This window comes from Streptococcus sp. SK643, from assembly GCF_000259505.1.
In the GTDB taxonomy this organism is placed as follows: Bacteria; Bacillota; Bacilli; order Lactobacillales; family Streptococcaceae; genus Streptococcus.
In genome coordinates, this window is record NZ_AJMM01000008.1 from 150,076 (window position 1) to 163,465 (window position 13,390).

The 13,390-nt window shown below is 40.1% G+C and carries 12 protein-coding genes and 1 tRNA gene; 11 read left to right on the top strand and 2 right to left on the bottom strand.

The window, feature by feature from the left end:
- Positions 1 to 10: 10 nt before the first annotated feature.
- The 3 genes from HMPREF1117_RS05345 to sufB are packed head-to-tail and all read left to right on the top strand — an operon-like array spanning position 11 to position 3,134.
- Positions 11 to 1,237: a cysteine desulfurase gene (locus HMPREF1117_RS05345; RefSeq protein ID WP_000887744.1), complete on the top strand. Its 1,227-nt coding sequence runs from the start codon at positions 11 to 13 to the stop codon at positions 1,235 to 1,237.
- Complete coding sequence (sufU, locus tag HMPREF1117_RS05350; RefSeq protein ID WP_001218487.1) at positions 1,224 to 1,664, top strand: Fe-S cluster assembly sulfur transfer protein SufU; 441 nt, start codon at positions 1,224 to 1,226, stop codon at positions 1,662 to 1,664. Before HMPREF1117_RS05345 ends, sufU begins: the two co-directional genes overlap by 14 nt.
- A gap of 57 nt (positions 1,665 to 1,721) precedes the next feature.
- Positions 1,722 to 3,134, top strand: coding sequence for a Fe-S cluster assembly protein SufB (gene sufB, locus HMPREF1117_RS05355; RefSeq protein ID WP_000797049.1), 1,413 nt, complete (start codon positions 1,722 to 1,724; stop codon positions 3,132 to 3,134).
- Positions 3,135 to 3,190: 56 nt separating this feature from the next.
- On the opposite strand, the gene pbp3 is transcribed toward sufB, so the two are convergent.
- The gene (pbp3, locus tag HMPREF1117_RS05360; protein WP_000713533.1) at positions 3,191 to 4,432 is read right to left on the bottom strand and encodes a D-alanyl-D-alanine carboxypeptidase PBP3; all 1,242 of its coding nucleotides are present in this window, start codon (positions 4,430 to 4,432) and stop codon (positions 3,191 to 3,193) included.
- Between the two features lie 102 nt (positions 4,433 to 4,534).
- Between pbp3 and HMPREF1117_RS05365 the strand changes: the two genes are divergently transcribed.
- The 5 genes from HMPREF1117_RS05365 (at position 4,535) to ffh (ending at position 9,326) form a co-directional block, all read left to right on the top strand.
- Positions 4,535 to 5,644, top strand: coding sequence for an AI-2E family transporter (locus HMPREF1117_RS05365; protein WP_000488883.1), 1,110 nt, complete (start codon positions 4,535 to 4,537; stop codon positions 5,642 to 5,644).
- A 205-nt stretch (positions 5,645 to 5,849) separates the two neighbouring features.
- Entirely contained in the window at positions 5,850 to 7,046 is a 1,197-nt protein-coding gene (tuf, locus tag HMPREF1117_RS05370; RefSeq protein ID WP_001040727.1) for an elongation factor Tu, read from the top strand.
- A gap of 138 nt (positions 7,047 to 7,184) precedes the next feature.
- On the top strand, positions 7,185 to 7,517 hold the full coding sequence (locus HMPREF1117_RS05375; RefSeq protein WP_000402072.1) for a putative DNA-binding protein: 333 nt from the start codon (positions 7,185 to 7,187) through the stop codon (positions 7,515 to 7,517).
- A gap of 2 nt (positions 7,518 to 7,519) precedes the next feature.
- Positions 7,520 to 7,735 carry a 2-oxoglutarate:acceptor oxidoreductase gene (locus HMPREF1117_RS12080; protein ID WP_081480256.1) on the top strand — a complete coding sequence of 72 codons (216 nt, stop codon included), beginning with the start codon at positions 7,520 to 7,522 and terminating at the stop codon, positions 7,733 to 7,735.
- A gap of 19 nt (positions 7,736 to 7,754) precedes the next feature.
- Positions 7,755 to 9,326, top strand: coding sequence for a signal recognition particle protein (gene ffh, locus HMPREF1117_RS05380; RefSeq protein WP_000863614.1), 1,572 nt, complete (start codon positions 7,755 to 7,757; stop codon positions 9,324 to 9,326).
- Positions 9,327 to 9,534: 208 nt separating this feature from the next.
- On the opposite strand, the gene HMPREF1117_RS05385 is transcribed toward ffh, so the two are convergent.
- Positions 9,535 to 9,622, bottom strand: a tRNA-Ser gene (locus tag HMPREF1117_RS05385).
- A gap of 161 nt (positions 9,623 to 9,783) precedes the next feature.
- On the opposite strand from HMPREF1117_RS05385, the gene HMPREF1117_RS05390 reads away from it, so the two are divergent.
- From HMPREF1117_RS05390 to HMPREF1117_RS05400, 3 genes are read left to right on the top strand one after another with little or no spacing between them, the layout of a single operon-like run.
- Entirely contained in the window at positions 9,784 to 10,524 is a 741-nt protein-coding gene (locus tag HMPREF1117_RS05390; RefSeq protein ID WP_000920671.1) for a DeoR/GlpR family DNA-binding transcription regulator, read from the top strand.
- On the top strand, positions 10,521 to 11,432 hold the full coding sequence (gene pfkB / locus HMPREF1117_RS05395; protein WP_000640774.1) for a 1-phosphofructokinase: 912 nt from the start codon (positions 10,521 to 10,523) through the stop codon (positions 11,430 to 11,432). The genes HMPREF1117_RS05390 and pfkB overlap by 4 nt, the downstream gene beginning before the upstream one ends.
- The gene (locus tag HMPREF1117_RS05400) at positions 11,429 to 13,387 is read left to right on the top strand and encodes a fructose-specific PTS transporter subunit EIIC (RefSeq protein ID WP_000701460.1); all 1,959 of its coding nucleotides are present in this window, start codon (positions 11,429 to 11,431) and stop codon (positions 13,385 to 13,387) included. Before pfkB ends, HMPREF1117_RS05400 begins: the two co-directional genes overlap by 4 nt.
- Positions 13,388 to 13,390: the final 3 nt, after the last annotated feature.

Here is a 13,390-nt window from a genome sequence, read left to right on the forward strand (position 1 = left end):
GGGGTAGCCTATGTTAGATGTAGAAGTGATTCGCAAGGATTTTCCAATTTTAGACCAGATTGTTAATGATGAACCATTGGTTTATTTGGACAATGCTGCGACGACACAAAAACCACTAGCAGTTCTGGAGACGATTAACCGATACTATGAGAAGGACAATGCCAATGTTCATCGTGGCGTTCATACCTTGGCAGAAAGGGCGACAGCTTCTTATGAGGCGGCTCGTGAAACCATTCGTAAGTTTATCAATGCAGTCTCTACAAAGGAAGTTCTCTTTACAAGAGGAACGACAACCAGTCTTAATTGGGTAGCACGTTACGCTGAGGAAGTGTTGACTGAGGGAGACCAGGTCTTGATTTCCGTCATGGAACACCATTCCAATATCATTCCATGGCAGGAAGCCTGCCGTAAGACTGGGGCAGAGCTTGTCTATGTCTATCTCAAGAATGGAGCTCTGGATATGGATGATTTGCGCGCTAAATTGACTGATAAAGTTAAGTTTGTCTCCCTTGCTCACGCCTCAAATGTCCTGGGTGTGGTCAATCCAATCAAAGAAATTACTCAATTGGCCCACCAAGTTGGTGCCATCATGGTGGTGGATGGTGCTCAATCTACGCCTCATATGAAGATCGATGTCCAGGACTTGGATGTGGACTTCTTTGCTTTTTCAGGTCACAAGATGGCGGGTCCAACTGGTATCGGTGTTCTTTACGGTAAAGAAAAGTATCTGGAACAAATGTCACCAGTAGAATTTGGCGGCGAAATGATTGATTTCGTTTATGAACAATCTGCTAGTTGGAAGGAATTACCTTGGAAATTCGAGGCAGGAACTCCCAATATGGCAGGTGCAATTGGACTTGCTGCGGCAGTAGATTATCTTGAAAAGATTGGTATGGATGCGATTGAAGCCCATGAACAAGAATTGATCGCATATGTCTTTCCAAAACTGCAGGCGATTGAAGGATTGACCATTTATGGTTCGCAGGACTTGGCTCAACGTTCAGGTGTCATTGCCTTTAACCTAGGTGATCTTCATCCGCACGACCTTGCGACTGCTTTGGATTATGAAGGAGTGGCTGTTCGAGCAGGTCACCATTGCGCTCAACCCTTGCTCCAGTATTTGGATGTTCCAGCAACAGCTCGTGCAAGTTTTTATATCTACAATACCAAGGCAGATTGCGACAAACTAGTCGATGCCTTACAAAAGACAAAGGAGTTTTTCAATGGCACTTTCTAAACTAGATAGTCTTTATATGGCAGTGGTAGCAGACCATTCGAAAAATCCACATCACCAAGGGAAGTTAGAAGATGCTGAGCAAATCAGTCTCAACAATCCGACCTGTGGAGATGTTATCAATCTCTCTGTCAAGTTTGATGCAGAGAATCGTTTGGAAGATATCGCTTTTCTAAACTCAGGTTGTACCATCTCAACTGCCTCTGCTAGCATGATGACAGATGCAGTTTTAGGAAAAACCAAACAAGAAATTTTAGAACTTGCGACTATTTTTTCTGAAATGGTTCAAGGGCAAAAAGATGACAGACAAGATAGTCTTGGAGATGCAGCTTTCTTGTCAGGTGTTGCAAAATTCCCGCAACGAATAAAGTGTGCAACCCTAGCTTGGAACGCCCTAAAGAAAACAATTGAAAATCAAAAAAATTACTAAGACAAGTTTCTTTTGTCTTATAAATCAGTAGAAATGAAGAATGAAAGAAAGGATATTATGGCTGAAGAAAGAGTAGAACCAAAACCAATTGACCTTGGTGAATATAAATTTGGTTTCCATGATGATGTAGAGCCTGTCCTATCGACAGGAAAAGGATTGAATGAAGATGTCATTCGTGAACTATCAGCTGCAAAGGGAGAACCTGAGTGGATGCTAGAATTCCGTTTGAAGTCTTATGAAACCTTCAAAAAAATGCCCATGCAAACTTGGGGAGCAGATTTGTCAGAGATTGACTTTGATGACCTGATCTACTACCAAAAACCATCTGATAAACCAGCTCGTTCATGGGATGATGTTCCTGAAAAAATCAAAGAAACCTTTGAAAGAATTGGGATTCCGGAAGCTGAGCGTGCTTATCTAGCAGGTGCCTCTGCCCAGTATGAATCAGAAGTGGTTTACCACAACATGAAGGAAGAATTCCAGAAATTGGGGATTATCTTTACAGATACGGATTCTGCCCTCAAGGAATACCCAGACTTGTTTAAACAGTACTTTGCTAAGTTGGTACCGCCAACAGATAACAAGTTAGCTGCCCTTAACTCAGCAGTATGGTCTGGTGGAACCTTTATCTACGTACCAAAAGGTGTCAAAGTTGATATTCCGCTTCAAACCTACTTCCGTATAAACAATGAAAATACAGGGCAATTTGAACGTACTTTGATTATCGTTGATGAAGGAGCAAGTGTTCATTACGTTGAAGGATGTACAGCACCAACTTATTCAAGTAACAGCTTGCATGCGGCCATCGTAGAAATCTTTGCCTTGGATGGAGCTTATATGCGTTATACAACCATCCAGAACTGGTCTGATAACGTTTATAACTTAGTGACAAAACGTGCGAAGGCTCAAAAGGATGCCACTGTTGAGTGGATTGATGGTAACTTGGGCGCTAAGACTACTATGAAGTATCCATCTGTTTACTTAGATGGAGAAGGTGCGCGTGGTACCATGCTTTCGATCGCTTTTGCAAATGCAGGGCAACACCAGGATACTGGAGCTAAGATGATCCACAACGCTCCACATACAAGCTCGTCTATCGTGTCTAAATCCATCGCTAAAGGTGGAGGAAAGGTTGACTATCGTGGACAAGTAACCTTTAATAAAAACTCTAAGAAATCTGTCTCTCACATCGAATGTGATACCATTATCATGGATGACTTGTCAGCATCAGATACCATTCCGTTTAATGAAATTCACAACTCTCAAGTTGCTTTGGAGCACGAAGCTAAGGTTTCCAAGATTTCAGAAGAGCAATTGTATTATCTTATGAGTCGTGGTTTGTCAGAGCAAGAAGCAACAGAGATGATTGTCATGGGATTTGTTGAACCATTCACCAAAGAACTTCCAATGGAATATGCTGTTGAGCTGAACCGTTTGATTAGCTATGAGATGGAAGGTTCTGTTGGATAAGTTTCCAATATAACTCAACTAGAATATAAAAAAATCGCGATTTAATCGCGATTTTTTTATAGTTTTTCATTGATAAAGCGAATGAATTGATTCCACCATACTTTTAGGAAAAAACCTTTTTCAACTTTTTTTTCAGATACCATTTCGAAACTTGGACGCTCGGTAGTGATATACCCTTGTCCGATTAAATCATTATCTTCATAGATTAGATTTCCAACAACTGTACCTGCTTCAAGGGGAGCAGCAATTGTCTGTGTAGATGGAATGAATTGGATTGATGGTTTAGCTTGTGTTCCTAAACGTTCAACAAGAGAAATATCTTCTTGGGCAACTGCAGCAACAGCATTTTCTTTTCCATCTTGTACAGGAGTCTTACTATCTTTATAAGCCTCTCCTTTTTGTACGATTGTGCGAAGTGCAAAATTAGAGGAAATATAGTCCATTAGTGTGGAAGTAGCGGTAAAGCGAGTATAAGGATTGCCATCTTGATGTTCTGCATTGAGAATGACCGTAATAACTCTCATTCCCTTTTCAACAGTGGTGCCGACAAAAGATTCTCCTGATTTTTCAGTTGTACCTGTTTTTAGTCCATCGAATCCACCTCGATAAGCAGGCATTCCTTCTAACATATAGTTTGTAGATGTTATGGTCATACCAGCAAAAGTAGAAGAAGGTTTTTTAGTAATTTCTAATACTTGAGGATATTTTCGAATTAGATTACGAGCAACAATAGCAACATCATAAGCACTTAGTTTGTTCTCATCATCTTTGTTTGACCCTGGGTAGATGTTATCGCCTAATGTTTGGTTATTAAGACCAGTTGTATTTACAATAGTCCCGTCTTTTATACCCCATTCCATAAGTTTGGCTCTCATATTATCTACAAAGTTTTTTTCTGAACCAGCAATTTTCTCAGCCAAGGCAATAGCTGCACTGTTAGCACTCGAAACTAAAGTAGCTTCTAACAATTCCGCTACCGTATAATTTCGGGCCTCCATTGGAAGATTACTTGCTTCAGAATTAGTAGTCAACTTATAGGGATAGTCTGAAATATCAACTGGGGTTGAGAGAGTGATACTACCATTTTCTAAGGCTTCATAAACAAGATAAACTGTGAGTAATTTTGTAATTGAAGCAATCTCAACAGGTTGAGTAGCATCTTTTTCATAAAGAATTTTACCTGTGTTGGCTTCAACGGCAATGATATGCTTAGCTGGAATATTTAAGTCTTGAGCATGAACAGTAGAAGCGGAACTGATAAATGTAAGACTTAACAGTGTTAAAATAAATTTTTTCATAGTAAGAATATTCTATCATAAAGAAAAAAATATTCCCACTTTCATGATATAAGAAAGAAGCTTTTTTGAAAGTGTGGTAAAATAGATAAATGGAGGTAACACATGTTTCGTAAAAATAAATTATTTTTTTGGACAAGTGAGATTTTATTATTAACAATCATCTTTTATCTATGGAGAGAGATGGGGGCAATTATCACACCTTTTGTAACTGTTGCAAATACGATTATGATTCCTTTTTTATTAGGTGGTTTTTTATATTATTTGACCAATCCAATTGTTAATTTTTTAGAAAAATATCTCAAAATTAATCGTTTAATTGGTATTTTAATGACCTTGTGTGCACTCATTTTTGGACTAGTTATTGGCTTTATTTATCTGTTACCGATTTTGATCAATCAGTTGACTAGTTTGATTGCAACAAGCCAAACTATTTACGGTAGAATACAAGATTTAATTATCGATTTGTCTACTTATCCAGCCTTCAAAAATTTGGATATTCAAGCAAGTATTCAACAGCTAAATCTTTCTTATGTAGACATTTTGCAAAATATTTTAAATAGTGTTACCAATAGTGTAGGCAGTATCATATCAGCTCTCTTTAGTACTGTGTTGATTATTATTATGACTCCGGTATTTTTGATTTATTTTTTACTAGATGGCAATAAATTTTTACCTATGCTAGAAAGAACTATATTAAAGAATGATCGATTGCGTATCGCTGGTTTGTTAAAAAATCTGAATGCTACAATTGCTCGATATATTAGTGGTGTTTCGATTGATGCTTTTATCATTGGATGTTTAGCTTATATCGGTTACAGTGTTATAGGGTTAAAATATGCATTGGTATTTGCTATTTTTTCTGGTTTAGCAAATTTAATCCCTTATGTGGGACCAAGTATTGGCTTGATTCCGATGATTATTGCCAATGTCTTTACTGATCCTCATAGAATGCTAATTGCAGTTGTTTACATGCTAATCATTCAACAAGTGGATGGAAATATTCTCTACCCTCGTATCGTAGGTGGTGTGATGAAGGTCCATCCAATTACGATTTTAGTATTACTTTTGTTATCAAGTAATATCTATGGTGTCATTGGTATGATTGTTGCAGTACCAACCTATTCTATCTTAAAAGAAATTTCTAAGTTTTTATCACGTTTGTATGAAAATCATAAAATCATGCAAGAGCGAGAGAGAGAATTATCTAAGTAAAAATCAGGGTCACCTGATTTTTATTTTTTTAGAAGCCTAGAATAGGATGGAAATTGTTGGAAGGATTGGTAGAATAAGAATAATTCGCAAAATCTTTGTAAAACACTTGCAATTTAGCTGAAATTTGATAAAATAGTAAGGAAAGTTAGACTGTATTGCCTACTGTCTATCTATAAAATATATTTTATTGGAGGCTTTTACTCAAATGGCAAAAGAAAAATACGATCGTAGTAAACCGCACGTTAACATTGGTACTATCGGACACGTTGACCACGGTAAAACTACCCTAACTGCAGCAATCACAACTGTTTTGGCACGTCGCTTGCCTTCATCAGTTAACCAACCTAAAGACTATGCGTCTATCGATGCTGCTCCAGAAGAACGCGAACGCGGTATCACTATCAACACTGCGCACGTTGAGTACGAAACTGAAAAACGTCACTATGCTCACATCGACGCTCCAGGACACGCGGACTACGTTAAAAACATGATCACTGGTGCTGCTCAAATGGACGGAGCTATCCTTGTAGTAGCTTCAACTGACGGACCAATGCCTCAAACTCGTGAGCACATCCTTCTTTCACGTCAGGTTGGTGTTAAACACCTTATCGTCTTCATGAACAAAGTTGACTTGGTTGACGACGAAGAATTGCTTGAGTTGGTTGAAATGGAAATCCGTGACCTCTTGTCAGAATACGACTTCCCAGGTGACGATCTTCCAGTTATCCAAGGTTCAGCTCTTAAAGCCCTTGAAGGTGACACTAAATACGAAGACATCGTTATGGAATTGATGAACACAGTTGATGAGTACATCCCAGAACCAGAGCGTGATACTGACAAACCATTGCTTCTTCCAGTCGAAGACGTATTCTCAATCACTGGACGTGGTACAGTTGCTTCAGGACGTATCGACCGTGGTATCGTTAAAGTCAACGACGAAATCGAAATCGTTGGTCTTAAAGAAGAAACTCATAAAGCAGTTGTAACTGGTGTTGAAATGTTCCGTAAACAACTTGACGAAGGTCTTGCTGGAGATAACGTAGGTGTCCTTCTTCGTGGTGTTCAACGTGACGAAATCGAACGTGGACAAGTTATCGCTAAACCAGGTTCAATCAACCCACACACTAAATTCAAAGGTGAAGTTTACATCCTTTCTAAAGAAGAAGGTGGACGTCACACTCCATTCTTCAACAACTACCGTCCACAATTCTACTTCCGTACTACTGACGTTACAGGTTCAATTGAACTTCCAGCAGGTACTGAAATGGTAATGCCTGGTGATAACGTGACAATCGACGTTGAGTTGATCCACCCAATCGCCGTAGAACAAGGTACTACATTCTCTATCCGTGAGGGTGGACGTACTGTTGGTTCAGGTATGGTTACAGAAATCGAAGCTTAATTCGATTTAGTTCCCAGAAGAACAATTATTTAAGTCAGACACTAGAAGAATCTTGCTATGCAAGGTTCTTTTTTTATAACTACAATAGAAGCCCCTCTGCTGTAGCGGTATATTAGTTTTTTTGGTATAATATAGGTTATGGAAATTGAAAAAACCAATCGCATGAATGCGCTTTTTGAATTTTATGCTGCACTTTTGACGGACAAGCAAATGAACTATATTGAACTTTATTATGCAGATGACTATAGTCTTGCTGAAATTGCTGAAGAGTTCGGTGTTAGTCGACAAGCAGTCTATGATAATATCAAGCGGACAGAAAAGATTCTGGAAGATTATGAGATGAAATTGCACATGTACTCGGACTACATTGTCCGCAGTCAGATTTTTGACCAGATTTTGGAGCGCTATCCCAAGGATAACTTTCTGCAGGAGCAAGTCGAAATTTTAACAAGTATTGATAATAGGGAGTAACCATAGGTAGTCTTGTCATTTATAAAGGAATAACTTGTGAGCTATTACCTGCTGAGGAACCCTTCCCGATTAGATTACGAATTCTCTCGCGTGACGATCTCTCTAGAGATTTGCAGATAGGCTTTAGCTGTTGGGGATATCCAACTGAAATCATGAAAGCAGTCACACCTGAAGAATTTGAGTGTTTGCAGCATTTCGGTCGATTTCCACTGAATTGATTAAATAGAGGAGTAAAACATGGCATTTGAAAGTTTAACAGAACGTTTGCAGAACGTCTTTAAAAATCTACGTAAGAAAGGAAAAATCTCTGAGGCTGATGTCCAAGAAGCAACAAAAGAGATTCGCTTGGCCTTGTTGGAAGCCGACGTTGCTTTACCAGTTGTGAAGGACTTTATCAAGAAAGTTCGTGAGCGTGCGGTCGGGCATGAGGTCATTGATACCCTTAATCCTGCGCAACAGATTATCAAAATTGTTGACGAGGAATTGACAGCTGTTTTAGGATCTGATACAGCAGAGATTATCAAGTCACCTAAGATTCCTACAATCATTATGATGGTTGGTTTGCAGGGGGCTGGTAAAACAACTTTTGCTGGTAAATTGGCTAACAAACTCAAGAAAGAAGAAAATGCTCGTCCTTTGATGATTGCGGCGGATATTTATCGTCCAGCTGCCATTGATCAGCTGAAGACACTGGGACAACAAATTGATGTGCCTGTCTTCGCACTTGGAACAGAGGTTCCAGCTGTTGAGATTGTCCGTCAAGGTTTGGAACAAGCCCAAGTAAACCACAATGATTATGTCTTGATTGATACGGCAGGGCGTTTGCAGATTGATGAGCTTTTGATGAATGAGCTTCGAGATGTCAAAGCGCTGGCTCAACCAAATGAAATATTGCTTGTAATTGATGCTATGATTGGTCAGGAAGCGGCCAATGTTGCGCGTGAGTTTAATGCTCAGTTAGAGGTGACTGGGGTTATCCTTACTAAGATTGATGGCGATACTCGTGGTGGTGCAGCTCTGTCTGTTCGTCACATAACTGGAAAACCTATCAAGTTCACTGGTACGGGTGAAAAGATTACGGACATTGAAACTTTCCACCCAGATCGTATGTCAAGCCGTATTCTTGGCATGGGGGATATGTTGACATTGATTGAGAAAGCTTCTCAAGAATATGATCAACAAAAAGCCCTTGAAATGGCTGAGAAGATGCGGGAAAACACCTTTGATTTCAATGATTTCATTGATCAGTTAGATCAGGTGCAAAACATGGGACCAATGGAAGACTTGCTCAAGATGATTCCGGGTATGGCTAACAATCCAGCCCTTCAAAATATGAAGGTAGATGAGCGCCAGATTGCTCGCAAACGCGCCATTGTATCTTCTATGACACCTGAAGAACGTGAAAATCCAGATTTGTTAAATCCAAGCCGTCGCCGTCGTATCGCTGTAGGTTCTGGAAATACATTTGTCGAAGTCAATAAATTCATCAAGGACTTTAACCAGGCTAAACAACTCATGCAAGGTGTTATGTCTGGAGATATGAACAAGATGATGAAGCAGATGGGAATCAATCCAAACAACCTTCCTAAAAATATGCCAAATATGGGAGGCATGGATATGTCTGCCCTTGAAGGAATGATGGGACAAGGTGGTATGCCTGACTTGTCAGCTCTTGGAGGAGCAGGAATGCCAGATATGAGCCAGATGTTTGGTGGAGGTATCAAAGGTAAAATCGGTGAATTTGCTATGAAACAGTCCATGAAACGAATGGCAAACAAAATGAAAAAAGCTAAGAAGAAACGTAAGTAAAATTTAATAAAAAATGACCTGTATCTAAAAGTTAGATAAATTCCTAATTTTTAGATACAGGTTATCTATTTTCAGATAAAAAATTTTATCTTTTAATGACTTAGTTTTTCTATTATCTCAATAAGGACATTTTTGATAGTTTATAGATAGAGGAACTACTAAAGAAAGGTATAAAAAAACTGCACCAAGATGCAGTTTGAATCATTTACGGAAGACATGGGATTCGAACCCACGCACGCTGTTACACGCCTACCGCGTTTCCAACACGGCCTCTTAAGCCTCTTGAGTAATCTTCCAATACTTACTAAAATAGTCTACCATAAAGGTTCTTATCTTGCAATAAAAATTCTGGAAATAAGAAAAATGATAGTTTTTGAAAGAAAGTGATAAAAAATGATTGACTTTTAAAAATAGTATGATAGAATGAATAGTGTAAACGATATCAGGAGGTGGTTTGGTGTTAAAAACAGAGCGTAAGCAACTGATTTTAGAGGAGTTAAATCAACATCATGTAGTTTCACTAGAAAAATTAGTTAGTTTGCTAGAGACCTCAGAATCAACGGTACGAAGAGACTTGGATGAGCTGGAGTCTGAAAACAAGCTTCGTCGCGTGCATGGTGGAGCAGAATTACCCCACTCCTTGCAGGAAGAAGAAACCATTCAAGAAAAATCTGTCAAAAACCTTCAAGAGAAGAAGTTGTTAGCTCAGAAAGCAGCCTCTCTCATCAAGGAACAAGATGTCATCTTTATCGATGCAGGAACAACAACTGCTTTTTTGATTCATGAATTGGTCAATAAGAATATTACAGTCGTGACCAACTCGATTCACCATGCTGCTCAGTTGGTTGAAAAGCAGATTCCAACTGTCATGGTTGGAGGAAGTGTCAAGATGGCGACAGATGCTAGCATCGGGGGCGTTGCTCTTAACCAGATTAACCAATTGCACTTTGACCGTGCCTTTATCGGGATGAATGGTGTGGACGATGGCTATTATACGACTCCTGATATGGAAGAGGGGGCTGTGAAGCGTGCTATTTTAGAAAATGCCAAACAGACTTATGTCTTGGTGGATTCGTCAAAAATTGGACAAACTTGCTTTGCCAAGGTAGCACCACTCAAACGAGCAATTATTGTCACAAGTCAAGGGAATGAGCTCTTGCAGGCTATTAAGGAGAAAACGGAGGTAATAGAAGTATGATTTATACAGTCACACTCAATCCATCCATTGACTATATCGTGCGTTTGGATCAAGTCCATGTCGGTAGTGTCAATCGTATGGACAGTGATGATAAGTTTGCTGGTGGGAAAGGAATCAATGTCAGTCGTGTCTTGAAACGCTTGGGTATTCCAAATACTGCTACGGGATTTATCGGTGGCTTTACTGGTAAATTTATCACTGATACTTTGGTAGAGGAAGAAATCGAGACACGTTTTGTCCAAGTAGCAGAAGACACTCGTATCAATGTCAAGATTAAAGCGGACCAAGAAACAGAAATCAACGGGACTGGTCCAACTGTTGAGCTAGCTCAGTTAGAAGAATTGAAAGCTATTTTATCGAGTCTGACTGCAGAAGACACGGTTGTCTTTGCTGGTTCAAGTGCTAAAAATCTAGGCAATGTCATCTACAAGGATCTAATTGCCTTGACGCGCCAGACTGGTGCGCAAGTGGTTTGTGACTTTGAAGGAAAGACCTTGATTGATAGTTTGGACTACCAGCCACTTTTGGTCAAACCAAACAATCACGAACTTGGAGCGATTTTTGGGGTTAAACTCGAAAGTTTGGACCAAATCGAGAAATACGCGCGAGAGTTATTGGCTAAAGGTGCTCAAAACGTGATTATCTCTATGGCTGGTGACGGTGCTCTTCTTGTCACATCTGAGGGAGCTTACTTTGCTAAACCTATCAAGGGAACAGTTAAAAATTCAGTTGGGGCTGGTGACTCTATGGTTGCTGGATTCACAGGTGAATTTGTCAAATCAAAAGATGCAGTAGAAGCCTTCAAATGGGGAGTGGCTTGCGGAACGGCAACCACCTTCTCGGATGACTTGGCAACAGCGGAATTTATTAAAGAAACATATGAAAAAGTTGAGGTAGAAAAACGATGAAAATTCAAGACCTATTAAGAAAAGATGTTATGTTGCTGGATTTGCAGGCGACTGAAAAAACAGCTGTCATTGAAGAGATGATTAAAAGTTTAACAGACCACGGTTATGTAACAGATTTTGAAACATTTAAAGAAGGAATTTTGGCGCGTGAAGCTTTGACTTCTACTGGTTTGGGTGATGGAATCGCAATGCCTCACAGCAAAAATGCTGCTGTCAAAGAAGCGACAGTTCTCTTTGCAAAGTCAAACAAGGGTGTTAATTACGAAAGTTTGGATGGACAAGCAACTGACCTCTTCTTCATGATTGCGGCTCCAGAAGGTGCCAATGACACTCACTTGGCAGCATTGGCAGAATTATCTCAATACTTGATGAAAGATGGTTTTGCTGACAAACTTCGACAAGTAACATCTGCTGACCAAGTCATTGGACTCTTTGACCAAGCTTCAGAAAAAACTGAAGAGTCTGTTCAAGCACCTGCCAATGACTCTGGTGACTTTATCGTAGCAGTTACAGCTTGTACAACAGGTATTGCCCACACTTACATGGCCCAAGAAGCCCTTCAAAAAGTGGCTGCTGAAATGGGTGTTGGAATTAAGGTTGAAACCAATGGTGCTAGCGGCGTTGGAAACCAACTAACTGCTGAAGACATCCGTAAGGCTAAAGCTGTTATCATCGCAGCAGACAAGGCTGTTGAAATGGATCGATTCGATGGCAAACCATTGATTAATCGTCCAGTTGCTGACGGTATCCGTAAGACAGAAGAGTTAATCAATTTGGCTCTTTCTGGCAATGCTGAAATCTATCGTGCTGCAAATGGAGCAAAAGCTGCAACGGTGTCTAACGAAAAACAAAGCCTTGGAGGTGCCTTCTATAAACACTTGATGAGTGGTGTCTCTCAAATGTTACCATTCGTTATCGGTGGTGGGATCATGATTGCACTTGCCTTCTTGATTGACGGTGCTTTAGGTGTTCCAAATGAAAACCTTGGTAATCTTGGTTCTTACCACGAACTTGCTTCTATGTTCATGAAAATTGGTGGTGCAGCCTTTGGATTGATGCTTCCAGTTTTTGCAGGATATGTTGCCTACTCTATCGCTGAAAAACCAGGTTTGGTAGCAGGTTTCGTGGCTGGTGCTATTGCTAAAGAAGGTTTTGCCTTTGGTAAAATCCCTTACGCAGCAGGTGGTGAAGCAACGTCAACTCTTGCAGGTGTATCATCTGGTTTCCTAGGTGCCCTTGTTGGTGGATTTATCGCAGGTGCCTTGGTTCTTGGTATCAAGAAATACGTTAAAGTTCCTCGTTCACTTGAAGGTGCAAAATCAATCCTTCTTTTGCCACTTCTTGGAACAATCTTGACAGGATTTGTCATGCTAGCTGTTAACATTCCAATGGCAGCAATCAACACTGCTATGAATGACTTCCTTGGTGGTCTTGGAGGAGGCTCAGCTGTTCTTCTCGGAATCGTTCTTGGAGGAATGATGGCTGTGGATATGGGTGGTCCAGTTAACAAAGCTGCCTATGTCTTTGGTACTGGTACACTTGCAGCAACTGTCTCTACAGGTGGTTCAGTAGCTATGGCAGCAGTAATGGCTGGAGGAATGGTTCCACCGCTTGCCATCTTTGTGGCAACTCTTCTTTTCAAAGATAAATTTACCAAAGAAGAACGCAACTCTGGTTTGACAAACATCATCATGGGCTTATCGTTTATTACTGAGGGAGCAATCCCATTTGGTGCAGCAGACCCAGCTCGTGCGATTCCAAGTTTCATCCTTGGTTCAGCAGTAGCAGGTGGATTGGTTGGTCTTGCAGGTATCAAACTCATGGCTCCACACGGAGGAATCTTCGTCATTGCCCTTACTTCAAATGCGCTTTTATACCTTGTCTTTGTCTTGGTAGGAGCAATCGTAAGTGGTGTGGTCTACGGTTACCTACGCAAACCTCAAGCAGAAAAATAAAGT

Coding starts and splice junctions, on each gene's coding strand:
- sufB (WP_000797049.1), top strand. CDS start 1,722: ATGGCTGAAGAAAGAGTAGAACCAAAACCAATTGACCTTGGTGAATAT.
- HMPREF1117_RS05375 (WP_000402072.1), top strand. CDS start 7,185: ATGGAAATTGAAAAAACCAATCGCATGAATGCGCTTTTTGAATTTTAT.
- HMPREF1117_RS05365 (WP_000488883.1), top strand. CDS start 4,535: ATGTTTCGTAAAAATAAATTATTTTTTTGGACAAGTGAGATTTTATTA.
- ffh (WP_000863614.1), top strand. CDS start 7,755: ATGGCATTTGAAAGTTTAACAGAACGTTTGCAGAACGTCTTTAAAAAT.
- pfkB (WP_000640774.1), top strand. CDS start 10,521: ATGATTTATACAGTCACACTCAATCCATCCATTGACTATATCGTGCGT.
- pbp3 (WP_000713533.1), bottom strand. CDS start 4,432: ATGAAAAAATTTATTTTAACACTGTTAAGTCTTACATTTATCAGTTCC.
- tuf (WP_001040727.1), top strand. CDS start 5,850: ATGGCAAAAGAAAAATACGATCGTAGTAAACCGCACGTTAACATTGGT.
- HMPREF1117_RS05400 (WP_000701460.1), top strand. CDS start 11,429: ATGAAAATTCAAGACCTATTAAGAAAAGATGTTATGTTGCTGGATTTG.
- sufU (WP_001218487.1), top strand. CDS start 1,224: ATGGCACTTTCTAAACTAGATAGTCTTTATATGGCAGTGGTAGCAGAC.
- HMPREF1117_RS05345 (WP_000887744.1), top strand. CDS start 11: ATGTTAGATGTAGAAGTGATTCGCAAGGATTTTCCAATTTTAGACCAG.